18 protein-coding genes and 1 tRNA gene are annotated in these 22,618 nt (G+C 33.6%); 12 read left to right on the top strand and 7 right to left on the bottom strand.

Features of this window, described 5'->3' with window-relative positions:
- Nucleotides 1–78: 78 nt before the first annotated feature.
- Both GQ46_RS09750 and rpiB read right to left on the bottom strand, forming a co-directional pair.
- Nucleotides 79–996 carry a cation diffusion facilitator family transporter gene (locus GQ46_RS09750; protein WP_044401161.1) on the bottom strand — a complete coding sequence of 306 codons (918 nt, stop codon included), beginning with the start codon at nt 994–996 and terminating at the stop codon, nt 79–81.
- Nucleotides 997–1,431, bottom strand: coding sequence for a ribose 5-phosphate isomerase B (gene rpiB / locus GQ46_RS09755; RefSeq protein WP_044401162.1), 435 nt, complete (start codon nt 1,429–1,431; stop codon nt 997–999). It abuts the gene before it with no gap.
- Nucleotides 1,432–2,171: 740 nt separating this feature from the next.
- On the opposite strand from rpiB, the gene rnr reads away from it, so the two are divergent.
- The 4 genes from rnr (at nt 2,172) to GQ46_RS09775 (ending at nt 6,309) form a co-directional block, all read left to right on the top strand.
- Nucleotides 2,172–4,370, top strand: coding sequence for a ribonuclease R (gene rnr / locus GQ46_RS09760; RefSeq protein WP_044401163.1), 2,199 nt, complete (start codon nt 2,172–2,174; stop codon nt 4,368–4,370).
- Between the two features lie 47 nt (nt 4,371–4,417).
- Nucleotides 4,418–4,726, top strand: coding sequence for a YbjQ family protein (locus tag GQ46_RS09765; protein ID WP_044401164.1), 309 nt, complete (start codon nt 4,418–4,420; stop codon nt 4,724–4,726).
- 65 nt (nt 4,727–4,791) lie between these two features.
- Nucleotides 4,792–5,472 (top strand): head GIN domain-containing protein, encoded by a 681-nt coding sequence (locus GQ46_RS09770; RefSeq protein WP_044401165.1) that lies wholly within the window; start codon nt 4,792–4,794, stop codon nt 5,470–5,472.
- Nucleotides 5,473–5,625: 153 nt separating this feature from the next.
- Nucleotides 5,626–6,309, top strand: coding sequence for a LysE family translocator (locus GQ46_RS09775; RefSeq protein ID WP_044401166.1), 684 nt, complete (start codon nt 5,626–5,628; stop codon nt 6,307–6,309).
- A 523-nt stretch (nt 6,310–6,832) separates the two neighbouring features.
- On the opposite strand, the gene GQ46_RS09780 is transcribed toward GQ46_RS09775, so the two are convergent.
- Nucleotides 6,833–6,903 (bottom strand) — tRNA-Cys (locus tag GQ46_RS09780).
- A 75-nt stretch (nt 6,904–6,978) separates the two neighbouring features.
- Nucleotides 6,979–7,350: a dihydroneopterin aldolase gene (folB, locus tag GQ46_RS09785; protein ID WP_044401167.1), complete on the bottom strand. Its 372-nt coding sequence runs from the start codon at nt 7,348–7,350 to the stop codon at nt 6,979–6,981.
- A gap of 372 nt (nt 7,351–7,722) precedes the next feature.
- Here folB and GQ46_RS09790 point away from each other — a divergent pair, with 372 nt between their 5' ends.
- From GQ46_RS09790 to GQ46_RS09805, 4 genes are all read left to right on the top strand, one after another.
- Nucleotides 7,723–9,717, top strand: a complete 1,995-nt coding sequence (locus GQ46_RS09790) for a glutamine--tRNA ligase/YqeY domain fusion protein (RefSeq protein WP_044401168.1) — start codon at nt 7,723–7,725, stop codon at nt 9,715–9,717.
- A gap of 120 nt (nt 9,718–9,837) precedes the next feature.
- Entirely contained in the window at nt 9,838–10,323 is a 486-nt protein-coding gene (locus GQ46_RS09795; RefSeq protein WP_044401169.1) for a DUF1761 domain-containing protein, read from the top strand.
- 59 nt (nt 10,324–10,382) lie between these two features.
- Nucleotides 10,383–11,546, top strand: coding sequence for a GNAT family N-acetyltransferase (locus GQ46_RS09800; RefSeq protein WP_231567345.1), 1,164 nt, complete (start codon nt 10,383–10,385; stop codon nt 11,544–11,546).
- An 81-nt stretch (nt 11,547–11,627) separates the two neighbouring features.
- Entirely contained in the window at nt 11,628–11,840 is a 213-nt protein-coding gene (locus GQ46_RS09805) for a hypothetical protein (protein ID WP_044401170.1), read from the top strand.
- Between the two features lie 69 nt (nt 11,841–11,909).
- On the opposite strand, the gene GQ46_RS09810 is transcribed toward GQ46_RS09805, so the two are convergent.
- The gene (locus tag GQ46_RS09810; RefSeq protein WP_044401171.1) at nt 11,910–12,830 is read right to left on the bottom strand and encodes an SPFH domain-containing protein; all 921 of its coding nucleotides are present in this window, start codon (nt 12,828–12,830) and stop codon (nt 11,910–11,912) included.
- A 148-nt stretch (nt 12,831–12,978) separates the two neighbouring features.
- On the opposite strand from GQ46_RS09810, the gene GQ46_RS09815 reads away from it, so the two are divergent.
- Nucleotides 12,979–13,665 carry a hypothetical protein gene (locus GQ46_RS09815; protein WP_044401172.1) on the top strand — a complete coding sequence of 229 codons (687 nt, stop codon included), beginning with the start codon at nt 12,979–12,981 and terminating at the stop codon, nt 13,663–13,665.
- Between the two features lie 74 nt (nt 13,666–13,739).
- Complete coding sequence (locus GQ46_RS09820; protein WP_052503447.1) at nt 13,740–15,551, top strand: T9SS type A sorting domain-containing protein; 1,812 nt, start codon at nt 13,740–13,742, stop codon at nt 15,549–15,551.
- Between the two features lie 209 nt (nt 15,552–15,760).
- Here the strand turns inward: GQ46_RS09820 and gltX are convergent, their stop codons facing one another.
- Nucleotides 15,761–17,269, bottom strand: coding sequence for a glutamate--tRNA ligase (gene gltX / locus GQ46_RS09825; RefSeq protein WP_044401173.1), 1,509 nt, complete (start codon nt 17,267–17,269; stop codon nt 15,761–15,763).
- A 141-nt stretch (nt 17,270–17,410) separates the two neighbouring features.
- Entirely contained in the window at nt 17,411–18,454 is a 1,044-nt protein-coding gene (locus tag GQ46_RS09830; RefSeq protein WP_044401174.1) for an alkane 1-monooxygenase, read from the bottom strand.
- A gap of 202 nt (nt 18,455–18,656) precedes the next feature.
- On the opposite strand from GQ46_RS09830, the gene GQ46_RS09835 reads away from it, so the two are divergent.
- Together GQ46_RS09835 and ybeY are read left to right on the top strand one after the other, a co-directional pair.
- Nucleotides 18,657–22,136, top strand: a complete 3,480-nt coding sequence (locus GQ46_RS09835) for a DUF4175 family protein (protein ID WP_044404863.1) — start codon at nt 18,657–18,659, stop codon at nt 22,134–22,136.
- The gene (ybeY, locus tag GQ46_RS09840) at nt 22,129–22,539 is read left to right on the top strand and encodes an rRNA maturation RNase YbeY (protein WP_044401175.1); all 411 of its coding nucleotides are present in this window, start codon (nt 22,129–22,131) and stop codon (nt 22,537–22,539) included. Before GQ46_RS09835 ends, ybeY begins: the two co-directional genes overlap by 8 nt.
- Nucleotides 22,540–22,618: the final 79 nt, after the last annotated feature.

Consider the following 22,618-nt stretch of genomic DNA (forward strand, 5'->3'; position numbering starts at 1 on the left):
AGAACATTTTATTTAATGACTTCGCTATACAAAATTCTTACTAAGATTTTAATGCGAAGTGCTGTGTATTCAATAACATCAATCTTGCACAATCAAATCTTTAACATCATCTTTTCCATATTCTGGTTGAATATTAACATGGTTGATTTCAAATTTATCAAATAACAGAGCTTCAACTTTATGGAGAATTTTATCAAACTCAGACAAACTAATGTCATTTTCAAAATCGATATGCGCTTCAAAATGAACTTCATCTTCGTTTAATTGCCACACGTGAATGTGATGTACATTTTTTATCTCTTTAAACCCGTTAATTTCCTTTACTATTGCATCTATAGGAATATCTTCTGGTGTAAACAGCATCAATACTTTAGTCGATGCTTTTAGTAAGTCATACCCCATATAAACAAGATATAAAGCGATGGCTAAAGTAAGTGCACTATCGACCCAAAAAATGCGATAGAATTTCATTAATAATCCGCCAACTAAAACAGCAACACTAGCCATCATGTCGGTTATTAAATGCAGGTAGGCACTGCGCAGATTCATATTAGAATTGCTGTCTTTTTTAAGTAATAATACACTAAAACCGTTGCCTAAAATAGCAATTATAGACAACCAAATAACTAAATCAGTTTCAATCTCCTGCGGATTTTTAAAACGCTCAATAGCTTCCTTTATTAATAAAACAGCAACTATTATTAGGGTTGAAGCATTTATAAAGGCAGCTAATATTTCAGCCCGTTTATAACCAAAGGTTTTATTTAAAGAGGCCTTTTGTTTAGATAAATAATTAGCAACATAACTTATGATTAATGAAATAACATCACTAAAGTTATGCAAAGCATCGCTTAATAAAGCTAAACTTCCTGAAAGTAATCCACCAACAACTTGAGCAACTGTGATTACAATATTTAAAAGAATAGAAATAAAAAGATGACGTCCCTTTAAGTCGCTATGATCTTGCCTGTGATTATGAGAATGCCTGCGACCCATTTAACACGATAAAGGAATTTTATCCACGCGATCTTGGTGTCTTCCACCTTCAAATTTTGTTTCTAAAAAAATGTCCACCATAGCAATAGCTTGTTGCAATGCCGTATAACGTGCTGGAATACAAATAATATTAGCGTTATTATGTTGTCTTGTTAACTCAGTAATCTCTTTAGTCCAGCAAATACCAGCACGCACTTTTTGATGTTTGTTTGCGGTCATGGCTACACCATTTGCGCTTCCACAAATTAAAATACCAAAAGTTGCTTTACCGTTTTCAACATCTGTTGCTACGGGGTGCACAAAATCTGGATAATCTACACTATCCGTAGCATTTGTTCCATAATTATTAACCGTGTAGCCTTTTGCCTCTAAATGCTTTAAGATGGCAAATTTATAGTCTGTGCCTGCGTGATCGTTTCCTATTGAAAGAGTCATAATTAGTTTTGTTTTTTATTTCCGTTAAAACGAAAATGTAGTTGTGTGTGTATTAAAATGTAAAGTTAATAATTGCTTGCAACTATTAATAAGTAATAACAGCGAACTTATTCAAAATTTATAATTTTATAAATTCAAATTAAAACAGTGTTTAAAGCAGTTGTTAATAAGACCCTTTTTAATAATGACTACTTGTTAATATCTAATCATAGTTTTTTAAAACTTTTATTAGGTTTATCCGGTTAATTTTCCAAACCAAAATTGAATGTGAACTACCAAAAAAGTTAACCTTTTTCTTTGGGTGATTTATAAAACAAAAAAGAACAGATACCAACATAAAAAAAGAGAATAGTTATTAAAGAAAGACAGTGAACTTGAGTTATAAACAGTTGTTAATAGTGAAAGTAAACCTTATTAAAATGAGTGCTTTAACACCTGTATAACCTGTTAATAGAAAGAGACAAGTCATTTACACAACAGAACCTGTAAAAAGTTATACCGCTATTCACAACCCATCATCATCACCATTTTTTTTTAAATTTTAAAAGAAAAATAATAGTATATACTATAAATGTTTATAAGTGTTTTCGTTAAGTTAAACTTAAAGAAACAATGATTTAATATTAAAAACGTAGCTTTGTAAAAAGGTTATAGGCAACCTTCTCCATGCCTTACCCTTAAAATAATAAGATTTACCCCGATACTTCGGGATTATAAGATCGATATAGATTACAAATTCAATGACAAATAAGAAACACAGGAAACCTTCACATAATAAGATTTCTAACCTAACCAATACAATCTTAAGTATTTTAAAAAAAGAGAGAAATTCAACTTTTAACTACAAACAAATCGCTGCAAAACTAGGGGTTAACGATGCTAATAGTCGCAATCAAATTATAAAAAAACTGGCCGAGCTTAAAGCGAAGAAAGAGATTGAAGAAATAGAACGTGGCAAGTTTAAAATTATTAATAACACCGAATACCATACAGGTATCTTTGATGCTGCACAACGTGGCAACGGCTATGTTATTTGTGATGATTTTGAAGATGATATTTACATCGCTTCAAACAATGTTAATAAAGCATTAAATGGTGATGAAGTAGAATTGTATGTTTATAAACGTAGAAAACGTGGTAAATTAGAAGGTGAAATTACCAATATTATAAAACGGGCAAAGACGGATTATGTTGGAATTATTCAACTACACAAAGGTAAAAACTTTGCTTTTGTGGTGGTTGATGGCAACAAAATGAAGACTGACATTTTTGTACCAATTAATAAAACAATGGGGGCTGAAGATGGGGATAAAGTCCTAGTTACTATGGAAGAATGGCCGGAGAAAGCTGATTCTCCTAACGGAAAAGTGATTAAAGTTTTAGGAAAAGCAGGAGAACACAACACCGAAATTCACGCGATTTTGGCAGATTATGGGTTACCGTATGAGTTCACAAAAGAGGTTGAAGAGTATGCAAATAGTATTGATTTAGATATTAAAGCTGAAGAAATAGCTAAACGTCGTGACATGCGTAAAGATTTAACCTTTACTATAGATCCAAAAGATGCCAAAGATTTTGATGATGCCTTATCCTTTACCGTTTTAGATAATGGTAATTTCGAAATAGGAATTCATATTGCAGACGTTTCTCATTATTTACAAGAAGGTACTGTTTTAGATGATGAAGCATATGAGCGTGCTACTTCTGTTTATTTAGTAGATCGTGTGGTACCTATGTTACCAGAAATACTTTCAAATGGGGCTTGTTCCTTACGACCCCATGAGGAGAAATATACGTTTTCAGCAGTATTTGAATTGAATAATAAAGCTGAACTTAAAAACCAGTGGTTTGGTAGAACGGTGACCTATTCTGATGCCCGTTTTGCTTATGAAGAAGCACAGGCTATTATAGAATCTAAAACAAACCTAATTCCTGCTGAAGTTTCTTTAACAGGTAAAGCATATAAAACAGATCAAGCGATTGCTGATGCTGTATTAAAAATGGATGATCTGGCAAAAATAATGCGTGGTAAACGTATGCGAGAGGGTGCTATTTCTTTTGATAAGGTAGAAGTAAAATTTGATTTAGATCAAGAGTCAAACCCAGTGGGTGTATTCTTTAAAACGAGTAAAGATGCTAATAAACTCATTGAAGAATTTATGCTGCTAGCAAACCGAAAGGTTTCAGAGTTCGTTGGGAAACAAAAACCCGAAAAAACATTTGTTTATAGAGTGCATGATGAGCCAGATGAAAGTAAATTAATGGCGTTGCAAGGGGTTGTGGCTAAATTTGGACACAAACTAAACTTTAATAGTAAAGCAGGTATTGCCTCCTCATTAAATAAATTATTAAGTGATGTTCAAGGTAAAAAAGAACAAAATTTAGTCGATACTTTAGCTATTAGAACCATGTCTAAAGCAGAATATACCACAAACAATATTGGGCATTACGGTTTAGCTTTTGAGTATTACAGTCATTTTACTTCACCAATTCGTCGTTATCCAGATGTAATGGCACATCGTTTATTACAACGGTATTTAGATGGCGAAAAATCGGCTAATGCAGAAGTTTACGAAGAGAAATGTAAGCATTCTAGTAATATGGAATACTTAGCCACAAAAGCGGAAAGAGATTCTATTAAATACATGCAAATTCGTTTTATGCAAGATCATTTAGATGAACCATTCAGAGGGGTTATATCCGGTGTGACTGATTGGGGAATTTATGTAGAAATTATTGATAATAAATGTGAAGGTATGGTGAGAACCCGCGATATTAAAGGAGATTACTATGAGTTTGATGAAAGCCAATTTGCATTAATTGGTCGTGATACAAAAACCATGTACCAATTAGGTGATGAGATTATCGTGAAAGTAAAACAAGCCGATTTAATAAAACGTCACTTAGATTTTGAATTAATAGGTAAAGCTGAAGATTAATATGGTAACATTTATGCAACATTAGCAACCAATAGTAAATAAGAATCATGGTTTTAACAACAACAAATTCAATAGAAGGCTTTAAAATTTTAGAATATAAGGGCATCGTAACTGGCGTAAGTGTAAATGCGAAGAAGGCATCTTTTTCTTTTAAAATGGATAAGTATTACGCTTCTGTTGAAGCGACTATGAACGATGCTAAAGAAGAGGCTTTTCAGAGACTAACAGATAATGCTAAGAAACTAGATGCAAATGCAGTGGTTGGTATTAAATTAGATTTAGAAACCAATCCTAACTTGGCAATGACAATGGTTTCGGTGACTGGAACGGCTGTTCATGTCGTTCCAAATAAATAATTTATTTTAAACTGTAACACTCTAAAAAATAACGCCTCTTTATTAGGAACATAACTCTTAAAATAATGAAATATTTATTATCAGCACTTTTTTTGTGTGGGACATTGCTTAGCTTTTCTCAAAATCCTATTGATATAAAAGTTGAAGATTTTACAACGGTAAAAGTCTTCGATTTAATTCACATCAGTTTAGTTAAATCAAGTGAAAACAAAGTCATTATCACTGGTCAGGACGCAGAAGATGTAGAAGTACTCTCTAAAAACGGAACATTAAAAGTTAGAATGAAATGGGAGCGTGGCTTTGATGGGACTAAAACATTTGTCGCTGTACACTATAAAAATATTGAAGTAATTGATGGTAATGAAGGTTCTAAAATCTTTTCAAATGAACTTATTGAACAAGATAAAATAGAATTAAGAGCGCAGGAAGGTGCTATTTTAAAAATAGGATTAGATGTTAAAGAATTAATAGTAAGAGCGGTTTCTGGAGGCGTTGTAGAACCAAAAGGTAAGGCTGAAATGCAGGACATTACTTTAAATACTGGTGGTATTTTTGAAGGTCGGGATTTTGATACGAAAACAACCTATGTTAAGGTAAGAGCTGCGGGTGTAGCCGAAATAAAAGCCAGTGATTTAGTAGATGTGAAAATAACAGCTGGGGGCGATGTTTATATCTACGGGAATCCTAAAAAGGTAAACAAAAAGCAAACCTTTGGTGGTAGAATTGAAATACGTGACAATAGATAAATAAAGATTTTATAAAGCAGTAAAAAGCTTCAATATTTAATTTGAAGCTTTTTTTATATCTTATTCTTAGTGGATGCCGAATGTAGTCAATGGTAATAAAACTTTAATAACATCAATTATTTTCTTTACTTTGTAGGAAATACTTACTTTCTTATGATCGAAGATATCCAGGCAGCAATCCCACTAGGCTTTTTCTTAGCCTTTATGATTGGTCCTGTTTTCTTTGTTTTACTAGAAACCAGTGTTATAAAAGGCTTTCGTGCAGCTGTTGCTTTTGATTTAGGTGTTATTGTTGCTGATGCTTTATTTATTGCAGTGGCCTATTTCTCAAGCTTTCAACTCCTAGAAAACCTAAGTAATCAACCCGGTTTATATGTGTTTGGGGGTACTATTTTAGCTGTTTACGGACTAATAATCTATTTTAAAAGGTCAAAAAAAGATTTGGAAACTACCGTTGATATTATCGTACCTAAAACAAATTACATTAGATTATTTATTAAAGGATTCTTTTTAAACTTCATAAATATAGGGGTTCTCGTGTTTTGGTTGGGTGTTATTATCGTTGTGAGTCCAAATTTAGATAATGATACGAATCGATTTCTTACTTTTTTCGGCGCCATGCTTGGTGCTTATTTTATTACAGATTTAGTAAAAATAGTATTAGCAAAACAGTTAAAAAACAAACTTACGGGTGCTATAATTATTAAAATAAAACGGTTACTAGGTCTTATTTTAGTGGTCTGTGGTACTATTTTAATTGTTAAAGGATTTTTACCTAAAGATCAATTTAACCCTAAAGATATTATTGAAGATATTGAACATCAAAGAAACGAATAGTTTTGGAGCGGCTTAAATTTAAATAGCAGAGCCGTGGTATTAGAATGTTGCAAAAATGAGTCCTTTTTAAAGTTAAATTTATAATCAATAGCCACTATTTATAACCATGATATAACCTTATATGGTAGTCTATCCAGTTAATTTCAAAAACGAATATGTTATTTGACTTTGTTTTTAAGTAACTTTTTGATGACTTGTTAATGTCCTTAAATTTTTGGAAAATTGTTTTAGTTGCTGCGGTGGTTTTCTTATAACATTAGAAATAAAAAAACTCCAATTTACGTTAAAGGTTTCTTTAGGTGTCGAACCACCCTAAATATCGTGATAACCGCTGTAGTTGGTGTATAAGCTTTAAATTATTTTTTTTAAAAATAAACATAAAAAAAGAGCTACAGAATTGTAACTCTTTTCGCGAAGTGTCGAATTTTATATTTCGAACCGTTGTAGTTGAAAATATTTACCCTTAAATTTTTATAAAAATTAATAACAAAAAAACCTCCAAGAAAATCTTAGAGGTTTGTTGAGGTGTCGAGCGGATTCGAACCGCTGTAGTTGGTGTTGCAGACCAAAGCCTAGCCACTCGGCCACGACACCCTTTAGTTCCTACAAAAGTAGGAATCTCATTAATTAGAACGAGAAGACAAATATAAAAACTTTTCCCTTTTTACACTATTTACTGCCTACTTTTCTTTTTTCCGTTATTTCTATCGTAACCATTTCAACATCACCACCTATAGGAGGATTGATTTTACTTACAGCAATAGTCGCAATAGTAACTAGGGTATCTTCGGCAAAAATTCTATCTAAAATACGCTTAGCAACATGCTCTAAAAGCGCACTAGGTTTTGCCATTTCTTCAACAACAACTTTATTTAAAAAAACATAATCTACAGTATCTTGTAGTTTATCGCTTGATGCGCTTTTTTGTAAATCAGCTTTAACTTTTAAATCCACACGATAATCACTACCAATCGCTGTTTCTTCTCTTAAGCAGCCATGATGCGCATAAACGCGAATATTTTCAACTTTTATAATTCCCATAGTTATTTATTATGGCACCAAAGATAACTACAAACCAGTTACCTTTTGTTAAAAAAACAAACCGTTCGTTTTCTTTTCTATAAGGTATAATACTAAAGCAGGACTCAAAAATTTTTACTTTAGAATTAAGATTAATAGACTCTTAACCCTTTACTAAAAGGGTATTTGCTTTTATAAATTTAGATGGCTTCAGGAATTAATATTTTTAAAGAATGTTCTTGCCTGTATTCCTGGTTTCAATAGTTTATTTAAAAAGTATCAGTTTTCATCGTTGCCTCATTTAGTTGAATTATACTTAAAATGAATGGTTTTTTCACTAATTTTACAGCGTATTATAAATTGATTTAATAGCAGTAATCAATAGTAGTTTTTATGTCTGAAGAAAAAAAAGCGCTCAATTTTTTAGAGCATATTATAGAAGAAGATTTAGCAAATGGAACCTCTAAGAACGACCTTCGTTTTCGTTTTCCACCTGAGCCAAATGGATATTTACACATTGGTCATACCAAAGCCATAGGTATTAGTTTTGGTTTAGGCGAGAAATACAATGCGCCGGTAAACCTTCGTTTTGATGATACCAATCCGGCAAAAGAAGAACAGGAATATGTAGATGCCATTAAAAAAGATGTGTCTTGGTTAGGTTATCAGTGGGCTGAAGAATGTTATTCTTCAGATTATTTTCAGCAACTTTACGACTGGGCCGTTGAACTTATTAATGATGGGAAGGCCTACGTCGATTCGCAATCTAGCGAAGCTATGGCAGAGCAAAAGGGAACACCTACACAACCCGGTGTAGATGGACCGTATAGAAATAGGTCAGTTAAAGAAAATCTTGACTTATTCGAGGGTATGAAAGCTGGAAAATTTAATGAAGGGGAACACATCTTACGTGCTAAAATAGATATGCAGCACCCTAACATGTTAATGCGGGATCCTTTAATTTATCGTATTTTAAAAAAGCATCACCACCGCACAGGAAACGACTGGTGTATTTACCCAATGTACGATTGGACACATGGAGAAAGTGATTACATTGAACAAATTTCACACTCCTTATGTTCGCTTGAATTTAAGCCGCATAGAGAGCTTTACGATTGGTTTTTGGACCAAGTGGTAGATAAAGATAAATTACGTCCTAAACAACGTGAATTTGCACGTTTAAACTTAAGTTACACTATTATGAGTAAGCGTAAGCTACTTAAATTAGTTGAAGAAGGGATTGTAAAAGGGTGGGATGATCCAAGAATGCCAACTATTTCTGCTTTACGTCGTCGGGGGTATACGCCAAATGCGATTCGAAAATTTGTAGAAACTGTAGGTGTTGCCAAACGCGAAAACGTCATTGATGTGTCTCTTTTAGAATTTTGTATTCGAGAGGATTTAAATAAAATTGCACCACGTGTTATGGCGGTTTTAGACCCTGTAAAGTTGGTTATTACTAACTATCCAGAAGATAAAGTAGAATGGTTAGAAGCAGAAAACAACCCTGAGGATGAAACTGCTGGTTTTAGAAAAGTACCATTTTCACGTGAATTATATATTGAAAAAGAAGATTTTAAAGAAGAAGCTGGAAGTAAATTCTTTAGATTAAAATTAGGTGGAGAAGTCCGATTAAAAAACGCTTACATTATCAAAGCAGAAGCTGTTGTGAAAGATGGGAATGGAAGTATTACTGAGATTCACTGTACTTATTCTGAAGATACCGAGAAAAAAGTAAAAGGAACACTACATTGGGTTTCTATAAATCACGCGGTTAAGGCCGAGGTTAGAGAATATGATCGCTTGTTTTTAGATGAAGCACCAGACAGTCACGGTGATAAAGATTTTATGGAGTTCATAAACCCGAATTCACTTAAAATTATAGAAGCTTTTGTTGAGCCAAGTTTATTAACTGCTGAAGTGGGTGAACAGTTTCAGTTTCAACGTTTAGGGTATTTTAATGTAGATGAAGATGCTTTAGAAAACAAATTAGTTTTTAATAAAACGGTGGGATTACGAGATTCTTGGACGAAACAGGCACCAAAGTCACCACAGAATAATCAGCCAAAACAACCGCAACAAAATAACCGTCCAGCGATTGAACAAATAAAATCATACGGTAAGAAGTATGATAGAATGACTGATGAGCAGCAAGCAAAAGCGAAATCCGAAATTCAGGAACTGGCTAAAAACGTAAGCTATGATGAGTTAGAACCTTTGTTTGGAACGGCTCTAAAAAAAGCAGGAACGCGCATTATCACAATGATTACATTAGGTGTTTTATTAGAGAATGGTTTAGAGAAGAATGAGGCGATAAACGCTTTTGTTTCTAAAGCATTAGAGGATAAAAATGAGTTATTAGTTGCTGAAGCTAAAAGGATAGCATAACTATTTTTTTGAGGTTAAGTCCAATAAGAATGGCAATAGGAGTGGTGTAAATAGAAGGATTATAAAAAGAGAGAATATTTTTTTGTACATTTAAACTACTAATTTATAAACCAAAATATTATGGCAGACTTTAATTATATGGCAATTCTTGTTGCCGCAATTGTACCTTTTATTATTGGCTTTGCTTGGTATAATCCAAAACTATTTGGAACCACTTGGATGCGAGAAGCTGAAATGACTGAAGAAAAAATGAAGTCGGGAAACATGGCTGTTATTTTTATAGTCACGTTAATCTTGTCTTTTATACTGGCCTTCTTTGTTCAAACATTAACCATTCATCAAATGAGTGCTGCTAGCTTAATGGGTGGAGATCCGGAACTGGCTAAACCTTCCTACGAAGCCTTTATGAATGATTATAAAGACGCTTTTAGAACCTTTAAACATGGTGCACTTCACGGAGTATTAGCAGGGCTATTTCTGTTTTTTCCAGTGATAGCTATAAATGGCCTTTTTGAACGTAAAAGTTGGAAATATATTCTAATTAATTCAGGGTACTGGATTGTGTCTTTGGCAGTAATGGGCGCTATTGTTTGCGGTTGGAGGTAATGATAAAATAAAGTATATTTACAAAGACTGCAAGCTTTAGGTTTACAGTCTTTTTTTTTGTGCCTTTGATACACTATAAATTATATGATACCGTAAACAATCTTCCAGATTCCTGGGACAGATTACAAGCTCACGACCTTTTTTTAAAAACAAATTTTCTTAAAGGTTTAGAGTATTCCTGTCCTGATAATATTACGCCTTTTTATGTTGGGATATTTAAAGCAGAAGCCCTTGTTGGTATTGCGATCATTCAACGCGTAGAAATGTATTTTGATGATATTTTTAGAGATACTTCTGATAAGTATTTGTACCGAAAAGCAAAGCAAATTGTGGCTAAAATTGTTAGGGGAAACGCCTTGATTATTGGTAATTTAATGCATACAGGGCAGCATGGTTTATATTGTAACACCCAGGTTATCACTTTTGAAACCTATCTTAATACATTAGACAGTGCCATTTGTAAAATAAAAGCTGAGATTAAAGATAAACAGGGTAAAAAAATAAGGATTATAGCTTTTAAGGATTATTTTGAAGATGATGTGATGCATCAAAATCGGGCCTTTTTTAAAAAGCATAACATGTATAAAGTAGAAATGCAACCTAATATGATTTTTGAGCTTCCTGAATCTTGGAATAGTGTAGATGATTATACTTCAAGTCTTAAAAAGAAATATAGAGATCGCTATAAAACAGCTCGAAAAAAAGGATTAAACATTATTAAAAAAGAATTAACACTGGCTGAAATAAAAAGCAAGGAAACAGAATTATTTCAACTTTATAAAACCGTCTCAGATAATGCAGGGGTCAATTCTTTTGTATTATGTGACCATCATTTTAGTCGATTAAAGCAAGAATTAGAAAACCAGTTTAAAATATTCGCTTATTTTTTAGAGGACATACTCGTTGGTTTTTATACCCTCATTTTAAATAATAATAGATTAGAGACTTACTTTTTAGGCTATAATAAAGCATTACAATATAAACACCAATTGTATTTAAACATGCTTTACGATATGGCTTCGTTTGCTATAGAAAATAAATACAGTGCCATAATATATGCAAGAACCGCAATGGAAATTAAAAGTTCTGTGGGTGCCAAACCGAGAACCATGTACATTTACATGAAACACACAAATAATTTGGTTGCAAATACACTATTGAAGTTTATTGTGAAATACCTAAATCCGATAACCGTTTGGCAAGAACGGCATCCCTTTAATTAAATTTAGTAAAAGATTAGCATTATATTTTTGAGGTTCTTTTTAAGTTTAAATATCTTTAGTTAAATTTAAATAGGTGAAATCATGAAAAAAGAACAACAAGATATTCTCACGGAAATTTCTACCCTAAGCAGAACGATAGAAGAAAACTACCCAGAACTACAAAAATACCTACAAGAAACTCGCGAAACGCTTCCCCAGGGATCTGTAGAAGAAGGCATAGATATAGAGTCTTTAAAAGACCATAGAGATAGTTTGAAGTCGCTTATCGAAAAATATAAAGAGAAGATTAAATAGAGAAACACCAGTGTATAAAAAAACCTCAAGGATTGTACTTGAGGTTTTTTTTTATATTTGGTGTTACAATTACTCTTTTTTCTTTTTTTCAGCATTTTTCATAGCCTCACCAATTTGGTTACTTGCCGTAAAACTTGCGACCATGTCATTTAACATCTGACTTCCTGCTTGTGGCGAATTAGGCATTAAAATTAAATTACTATTGGTATGTTGTCCAATCGCTTGTAATGTATCATAATGTTGTGTTACTACGATTAAAGCAGATGCTTCTTGACTGTTAATACCCACTTTATTTAAAACCTCTACAGACTCCTCTAGTCCTCGTGCAATTTCACGCCTTTGATCAGCAATTCCTTGACCTTGTAAACGTTTACTTTCTGCTTCAGCTTTTGCTTTTTCTACAATTAAAATACGTTGTGCATCACCCTCATATTGTGCCGCAGTTTTTTCGCGATCGGCAGCATTAATTCGGTTCATTGCTTCTTTAACTTGAGCGTCAGGATCTATGTCTGTAACTAGGGTTTTGATAATATCGTAACCGTAATCTAACATGGCTTCGTTAAGTTCAGATTTCACTGCAATGGCAATATCGTCTTTCTTTAAAAAAACATCATCTAAAATCATTTTTGGTACTTCGGCGCGCACAACATCAAAAACATAACTTGTAATTTGATCATGTGGATAATCTAACTTATAAAAAGCATCTTCAACCTTATCTCTTATTACTTTATATTGGACAGAAACTTTTAAGCGTACAAACACATCATCTTTAGTCTTTGTTTCAATAATCACATCTAATTGCTGAATTTTTAAGCTCAAACGACCAGCAATTTTATCAACTAAAGGGATTTTAAACTGTAATCCAGATTGACGGATAGCTTGAAATTTACCAAAGCGTTCAACAATGGCCGCGGTTTGTTGTTTTACGGTAAAGAAAGCGGAGAGTAAAATGATTAATCCAAGAAAGACAATAGGTATTAAATAAAGCATAAGTTTTAAAATTAGTGGGTTAGTAATTAGTTAGTGCTAAATAGTATGTAAACAGTATTATTATAATTGTTATGTGAGTGATTAAAACAATATAAGTTTGTTAATCACGAAATTAGGTTATATTTATGCATAAAGCGCTTAAGTTATTATGAAAAGCACAGTATTTATTTTATTAGTAGCTATAGCTACCTGTTTTGTTACAAAAAGTGTTGCACAAAGTAACAAATTTGTCATTAAAAACGGTTTTGCTATAGGTGGAGGGATCACACAGTTTGATATTATTACTGATAACTTCGAAACCACAAAAGGTGAGGGTTGGATTGTTGGTATGAGTGCAACGGTGATGCCACCATACAAAGCATATGGTGTAAGTTATGGGATGCAACTTTCTGAAAATACTATTGGAATCTCGGGGTATACCTCTTTAACAGACTTAAGCCCAAGAGTATTAGAATATAAAATATTTACGGCACAAGTCGCTTTTTTATGTCATGTAAAATTAATTAGTGATTTTGTGACTTTTGATGTTGGCCCAATGCTACAATATAATAGTGACTTAGAATTAAAAGAGGATGCTCAGGAATCGTATTTAATTAAAAGTTATAATAACTTAACAGCGAACGACATTACAGAAATTTCTAATGTTAACTTTAATGGAGCAGTAGGTTTTACGGTGGGACTTAGTCATTTTAAAGTTAAAGCACAATATATATATGGTGTAACCAATATGTTAAACAAGCTAAATTCTAATAACGATTTAGATTTAAGCGGGAATGATAGAAAGTTTAAAGGTAATCAATCGATGTTGGCTTTTACAGCTATGATTACGTTTTAGTAAATAGAATATTAAAGAGCTGACTTTATATCTTATTTACTTATATCACAAGAATTAATTAAAATTATACAGCAATGAAACAAAAATTACGCTTTATAGTCATTGCAATAGTAAGCAGCATAACGCTTTTATCTGCACAAAGTAAGAAACAAATTACTGCTCGAAATTGGCTCGAAAACAATAAGGTAAAGCTTGAAGTGAAACCGAATCACAGCTTTGATATGTTATTTAGTAAAGCAAGTTTGGCTGGAGAAACTTTTCGTTTTTACCAAATGCTAAATGGGGTTCAGGTGTATGATGCTGAAGTCACTGTACATGTTTCTAATAGCGATAAAGTGACATATCACTTAAGTAGTTATGATAAAACAGTTTTAGATATTAATACTGTTCCAAGTATTTCTGAAGACGAAGCAATGCAATTAGCATTACATAATTTAGTTGTTAAGGCATCAGATGTTATTCAACAGGAAAACCAACTTTTTGTTTACAACAAATTAAAAGAAACCAAATTAGGATACCGAATTTATGTGTTGTCATATGAAAAAACGGGAGCATGGGAAGTAATTGTTGATGCACATACAGGAGCTATATTAAGCGCTAAAGATGTAGCAATTTATTATCATAAAGATAAAAATAAGAAGAAACGAAACACTCCTGTGTCAAGGGTTACAGGCACAGCACTAGTTTTTGAGACAGATCCTTTAACGGCAACTCAAAATTCTTATGGCGGACAATATGTGGACGGTAATGATGCTACAAACGCTAGTTTAGATGCGGCTAGAACTGCGGTAACACTATTGGATATAGAACTTTCTGCTGGCCAATACAGACTGAGAGGGCCATATACTGAAATAGCAGAATTAGATGCACCTAATAAAGGCTTATTTATTCAATCAACAAATAATTTTGAATTTAACAGGCAACAAGATGGCTTTGAAGCAGTGAACACCTATTATCATACAGATAAAAGTATGCGCTACATTAATATTGACTTAGGAATTAATCTTGCCCCTTCGCAAAATGGTGGAGTTATTCGTTTTGATCCTCATGGAGCTAATGGAGCCGATAATTCATTTTATTCTGGTGGGACCTTAGTGTTTGGAGAAGGTTGTGTTGATGATGCAGAAGACGCCGATGTTATTTTACATGAATTAGGACACGGTTTACACGATTGGATGACTAATGGAGGACTTTCTCAAGTGGATGGTTTAAGTGAAGGTTCTGGTGATTATTGGGCAAATTCGTACAAAAGAAGTTTGGGGTTATGGTCTATTAGTGATCCAGCTAAAAATTGGGTTTTTGGATGGGACGGACACAATGTCTGTTGGAATGGGAGATCTACTGTTTATGGTGCACAATATCCTGGTGGTTTAACTGGCTCGATTCATTCAGACGGACAAATGTGGGCGACGACACTAATGGAAATATGGGAGGATATAGGTCGTGAAAAAACAGATAAAGCCTTTTTGTTAGGTTTAGGAATGACTAACAGTAGTACGAACCAACAAAATGCTGCAATTGCCGTAAGACAAGCCGCAATAGATATGGGAACAGCACAAGGTTTCACCTGTGAAGATATTCAGGCAATGACCACTAGATTTACAGCACAAGGTTATAGCTTACCATCATATACTTGTAATTTGAGCGTAGATGAATTTGAAACGACTTCAATTTCAATTTTTCCAAACCCTACAAACGGAAGGCTTACTTTTATGAATATTACGCAAGAGTATGATGTTACTATTTTTAACATGTTAGGTCAAAAAGTGAAAGAAGAAAAAGTAAATGTTTCAGAAAACACCTTAGATGTTTCAAGCTTAGCAACAGGTACTTATTTTATTAAATTTAATGGCGTAGAGACGATACTGAAGTTTGTAAAAGAATAATTTTAATGTAATGCCCTTTAAAATAAAAAAAGAGGTTGTCTAAAAAGACGAGTTCATTGTCATATTGAGCCTGTCGAAATATTTTAACCTACTGGTAATCAATATTAGTTTCGACAAGGGCAACCTGACAAAGTAAATTTAAAAGTCTTTTTAGACAGCCTCTTTTCTATTTAAATATTTTCTAAGTAAGAGGTTTACTGATAAGCAGACTAAAGTGTTGCTATAACTTTTTCGATACGGCTAATCGTTTCGCTTTTGCCTATCATAAACATAATATCAAAAACATCAGGACCTTTTAAATCACCAACTAATGCTATTCGCAGCGGCATCATTACTTTGCCAAAGCCAATGTCATTTCCTGTAATCCATCCTTTGATCTCTTTTTGAAGGGTTTCTATTTCAAAAGCATCAATTTTAGAAATGATGGCTACTAATTCTGTCATCAAACCTTTTGTATCGTCTTTAAATGCTTTTTTTGACGCTTTTGCCTCAAAGTTTTCTGGTGCTTTAAAGAAGAAGCTACTTAACTCCCAAAAGTCGCTTATAAACGTAGCGCGTTCTTTTATTAAGCCTATTACTAATGCAATATAATTAACATCAATAGTTTTTAGTTCTGAATGCTGTTTCTGAAATGCTTCAGCTAAAACCGCATTATCCTGCTCCTGCATATAATGATGATTAAACCACTTAATTTTATCTGGATCAAAACGAGCGCCCGCTTTATTCACACGTTCTAATTCAAAAGCATGCGTTAATTGCTCTAAGTCAAAAAGCTCTTGTTCTGTACCAGGGTTCCAGCCTAAAAAGGCGAGAAAATTAATAACGGCATCAGCGAAATAACCTTCTTCTTTATAACCTTTAGAGGCGTCACCTTCTTCAGGGTGCCATTCTAGAGGAAATACCGGGAAGCCTAATTTATCCCCATCTCGCTTACTTAGCTTTCCTTTACCTGTAGGTTTTAAAATTAGAGGTAAATGTGCAAACTGTGGGGCTTGCCAACCAAAAGCAGTATATAATTGCATATGTAACGCTAAGCTTGGCAACCATTCTTCACCGCGGATAACGTGAGAGATTTCCATTAAATGATCGTCTACAATATTTGCAAGGTGATAGGTTGGCATTCCATCACTTTTAAACAAGACTTTATCATCTAAAACATTCGTATCTATTTTTATATCACCGCGAATAATATCTTTTAAATGAAGGGTTTCATCTTGAGGTGATTTAAAACGAATCACATAATCATCCCCTGCCTCTAATTTTGCATTGACTTCTTCTGAAGTGAGTGATAATGAGTTATTTAACTTTAAGCGGTTATGCCAATTATAGATAAAGGTTTTCCCTTTCGCTTCGTGATCTGCTCTATGGTAATCAAGCCCTTCAGTAGTATCAAAGGCGTAATAAGCATTGCCACTAATGATTAATGCATCGGCGTATTGCTTGTATAAATGCTTTCGCTCACTTTGTCTATAAGGTCCAAATTTTTCGTTTTTACCTGGTCCTTCATCGAATGGGATATTACACCAGTTTAAAGCGTTTACAATATAGTTTTCTGCGCTTTCAACATAGCGGGTTTGATCGGTATCTTCTATTCTTAGAATAAAAGTTCCCTGATGTTTTTTAGCAAATAAGTAATTGAAAAGGGCTGTTCTGACGCCTCCAATATGTAAAGGCCCAGTTGGACTTGGTGCAAAGCGCACACGAACGTTTTTAGACATGTTTTAATTTTAATCAACAACTGTCACACGAAGCGCAGCCGAAGCGTTGTTTTATAACCACAAAGATAGAGTGATAAGTCTAAAGATGAAAGAGAGCGTGTACAAGATTTATAAAATCACGTGCAATTATTTATAGCGGGTCTATCCTGCAACCATTTGGCGCGGCACGCGTTTATTCATAATTTTAAACCATAAAGGAGGGATTAAAGCTAATACCATAGAGGTTGGATAACCATAAGGCATTTGCGGACTCTCATCGTGGCAATCTAAAATTTGATACTTTTTAGATGATTTATAGTGGTGATCGCTATGTCTTGTTAGTTCATAAAGCACAATTCGTCCAACAACATGGTTAGAATTCCACGAGTGCATTTCGCGAACACGTTCGTAGCGGCCTGATTTTGTTTTATGCCTTAATAAACCGTAATGTTCGATGTAATTAACAGTTTCTAACATAATAAAACCGCCAATTCCTGATAGCACAGCAAAAATGAGCCCTATTTTACCAAAGAAAGTAAAAATAACAGCCAAATAACTTAATTGAAGAACAGTATACCAAAGCATATCGTTTTTTACAGAAAGGAAGGATTGATTGTTGTTTTTAAGCCGCTGCTTTTGAATGGTCCACGCGTTAAAATATTGTCTCACTGTAGAGGTTAACCAAAAAGAATACACACTTTGATTGTAGCGTGCTGTTGCAGGATCTTCAGGTGTTGCAGCGTGTAAATGATGGCCGAAATTATGCTCAATATAAAAGTGCATGTAAAATGAAGGGAGAAGCAAAGCTTTGCCAATAAAACGTTCGTTTGTAGCTTGTCTATGTCCTAATTCGTGAGCAACATTAATGCCATTTGTGCCTAGAACAATACCCAAGGAAATAATCAACCCAATAAATTCGTAGGTTGCTAAAGCATCATTTGAAACGATGGTTAAGCCATAGATAATTAAAGCCATAACCACTGGTAAATTGAGATATAGCAGCCAATCGAAGACTTTTCTTTTTAGACTGGATGCCACTTCATCTTCTGTTAAATTTTTAGTTTGTATTGGTAGTAGCAATTCTAAAACCGGAATGATTCCAAAGGCGTAAATAGGCGTTAAAAAAGTATATATTCCTTGAAAATATAAGCCAATTAAAGCCACTAGAGGTATCGAAAAAGCAGCGATGTATTTTAAATCTTTCATTTAAAAATTATATTTCTGCGTTTCCGCTATAATGGAACGCTGTTTAATATTAACAATAGATTATAAATCTAAACAATTTTTTTATAAAATAAAACTGTATTTTAGTAAGTTAGAACATAAGAAACAACATATTATGTCTTATTACGGCGTAGTTTTAGATACTTTTATTCCGCCCAAAGAGACACTTAAAATTCATATCATATTGAATAATTTCAAAACCATACAATCAAAATTAGAACAGTTTATTAGTAAATATTATACTAACGAACTCATTAAAGGAACCATTCTGTTTTTTAGCATAGGGCTATTGTATTTTATAATGACCTTATTAATTGAGCATTTCCTATGGTTGAATTCTTCAGCAAGAACGGTACTGTTTTGGTTATTTGTTTTGGTGGAATTTGCTTTGTTCATTAAGTTTATTATTACGCCATTAGGGAAGCTATTTAAGCTTCAAAAAGGCATTGATTATGAAGCGGCTTCAAAACTTATTGGAAATCATTTTCCAGAAGTAAATGACAAACTATTAAATGTGCTTCAATTGAATGCCGGGACTTCTGATTCTGAGCTGCTATTAGCGAGTATCAACCAGAAATCAGACGAGTTAAGTCCGATTCCTTTCAAACTGGCCATTAATTTTAAGAAAAACGCCAAATATTTGAAATATGCGGCAATACCATTATTAATTATAGCAATCGTCGTGTTATCAGGAAAAACGAATTGGTTTAGTGACAGTTATGAGCGTGTGGTTAATTATCAAACGGCTTATGAACCGCCAGCACCATTTCAATTTTTTGTTTTAAATGAAGATTTGGAAGCTGTAGAGAATAAAACCTTTAGATTGATTGTTAAAACAGCAGGAGAGGTCATTCCAGAAACGGCTCAAATTAGATTTAATAATGAAACGTATTATTTGCAACAGCAAGATTTAGGGAATTTTGAGTATGTTTTCGAGCAGCCCAAAAATGATATTACTTTTAATTTAATGGCTAATAATGTGACTTCAAAGCCTTATACCATAAAGGTGGCAGAGGTACCAACGCTTTTGAGCTTTGATATGGTTTTAGATTATCCAAGCTATACCAATAAACGGGATGAAGTATTAAAGAGCACAGGAAACGCAATAGTACCAGTAGGTACGTCGGTAACCTGGAAATTAAAAACGAAAGCGACTGACGAGGTGCGCTTATACGGAAGCGACACGTTAGCATTTACTAACGTTAAAAAGGGTGAATACGTGTCGAGTAAACGCTTGCTGAGTGATTATGATTACAGCATAGCTACGAGTAATAAGCATTTGAAAGATTATGAGAATTTAGCATTTAATATTTCCGTGGTTCGTGATGAGTATCCAGAGTTAAAATTGCAATCTAAAGTGGACTCTTTAGATCAGCAATCCTTATATTTTTTTGGACAGGTAAGTGATGATTATGGATTAAGTAAACTGCAATTAGTGTATTATCCTAGTGGAAGCGATACTGGGAAAGAATATGAGCCGATTCCTATTTCTGGTTCTAATTTTGGTGAGTTTGTGAGCGCGTTTCCCAATCAATTGAATGTTACTGAAGGTATTGTGTATGATTTATATTTTGAAGTTTTTGATAATGATGCTGTGGGTCGTAACAAAAGCACAAAAAGCAGTGTGTTTAGTTACAGAAAGCGTACGGGTGATGAAGAGGAGAAAAAGCAGTTACAGGAGCAAAAGGAAACCATTCAGGATCTGAATAAGTCCTTAGAGCAATTTCAGAAACAAGAAAAGGAATTAGAGGAAATTTCTAAAATTCAAAAGGAAAAATCTGAACTTAACTTTAATGATAAAAAAAAGTTAGAGAATTTCATTAAGCGTCAAAAGCAACAAGAACAAATGATGCAGGAATTCAATAAAAAGCTTCAAGACAATTTAGAGGATTTTCAAAAAGATGATGAGAAAGAAGATGCCTTTAAAGAAGATTTAAAGGAACGTTTAAAAGAAAATGAAAAACAACTTAAAGAAGACGAAAAGCTTTTAGAAGAACTTGAAAAACTAAAAGATAAAATTAATAAAGAAGCCTTCTCTGAAAAATTAGATCAGTTAGCTAAAAAAGCGAAGACCCAAAAGCGAAGTTTAGAGCAAATGTTAGAACTGACCAAGCGGTATTACATCAGTAAAAAGATGGAAAAGATTGGTAGTGAGTTAGATGCTTTAGCTAAAGAGCAAGATAAATTAGCGAATGAAGAGCAGGATAAGAATACAAAGGAAAAACAGGAAAAGCTAAACCAAAAATTTAAGGAGATCCAGAAGCAACTAGAGGCGCTTGAAAAAGAAAACAAATCATTAAAGCAACCGCTAAAGCTTCCAAGGAATGAAAATGTAGAGGAGAATGTTAAGGAAGATCAAAAAGAAGCGATTGAGGCATTAGATAAAAAAGAGCAGGCACCAACTGATAAACAAAAGCAGGAGAGTAACGAAAAGGCTAAAAAAAGTCAGAAAGCGGCGGCACAAAAAATGAAACAACTGAGTATGCAAATGCAAGCTCAAATGGGGCAAGCGAGTCAGGAAGGTTTAGAAGAAGATATCGAAATGTTGCGGCAAATTTTGGACAATCTGGTACTATTCTCTTTTGATGAAGAAAAGGTTATGAATCAGTTTAGTACTATAGAAATTAACCATAATGAGTATGCAAACTATTTAAAAAGACAAAAAGAATTGCGCACCCATTTTGAGCATGTAGATGATAGTCTGTTTGCGATGTCGCTGCGTCAACCAAAAATATCAGAGCAGGTTAATACTGAAATATCAGAGGTTTATTTTAATATAGATAAGGCTTTAGATTTATTGGCGGAAAATGATTTATATCGAGGGGTTAGCGCACAGCAGTATACAGTAACAGCGGCAAATAATTTGGCCGACTTTTTAAGTGAAACTTTAGACAATCTTCAAAATGCGATGCCCTCTCCTGGTTCTGGAAGTGGTGAGGGCGGCATGCCATTACCAGATATTATTATGAGTCAAGAAGAGCTTAATAAACAAATGGAAGAGGGCATGAAAAAGAGCGACCAGGGCAAACCTAAAGATGGTTCTGGTGATAAGCCTGGAGATAAACCAGGAGAGCAAGAAGGGAAAGGAGAGAAACCGGGAGATCAGGGAGAGCCTGGCGAAAAGGGAGAAAGTGGTGAGGACGGTAAGGAAGGACAGAAAGGCAAGGGTGCTAAAGAGGGTAGTAAACAAGGTGAAGGTAAAGGAGGTAATACATTAGGAAAAGATGGATTTAATGAAGATGTAAATGGTGAATTGTATCGCATTTATCAACAACAACAACTTATTCGTCAGGCTCTTGAAGAACGTTTGTTGGAAGATAAAATGGGTGAAGGGGATTCTAGAGAAGCAAAGCAATTATTAAAAGACATGGAAAATGTGGAAATGGATTTAATAAATAAAGGATTTACTAATGAAACATTAACGAAAATGATGAATTTGCAGCATCAGTTATTAAAGCTAGAAAAGGCAACTTTTGAACAAGGTCAAGATACAAAACGTAAATCTGAAACGAATAAAAAAGTGTTTGAAAACACAACGAATAATCAATTGCCTACTGCAAAAGAATATTTTAACACGACTGAAATTTTGAATAAACAAGCCTTACCTTTGCAGCAAATTTATAAAGAGAAAGTACAAGAGTATTTTAAAAAAAAGAATGATTAGTTTTAATTACGAGAACGATTTTAAATTACCAAATGAGGTTCGTGTGTCAAACTGGATTTCTAGTGTAATTAGATTAGAAGGCTGTACAGAAGAGGAGATTAATTATGTGTTTTGTGACGATGATTATTTATATAAACTCAACGTTGAATTTCTAAATCACGACACCTTTACCGATATTATTAGCTTTGACTACTCAGTAGGAAAAACACTACATGGCGATATTTTTATATCTACTGAGAGAGTAGCAGATAACGCTAATGATTTTGAGGTTGATTTTGAAACTGAATTGCATCGCGTTATTATTCATGGCATTTTACATTATTGTGGCTATAAAGATAAATCTGAAGCGGATGCAAAGTTAATGCGGGAGAAAGAAAATTTCTATCTTAATGAGCTAAATTAAAGTTTCCTAATTAGATGTATATTTGCAAACTGAAATTTTAAGAAATCCCAATTGTTTCACGTGGAACAATTACTATGTA

The sequence above is a fragment of the Lacinutrix sp. Hel_I_90 genome (genome assembly GCF_000934685.1).
Classification (GTDB): Bacteria; Bacteroidota; Bacteroidia; order Flavobacteriales; family Flavobacteriaceae; genus Lacinutrix.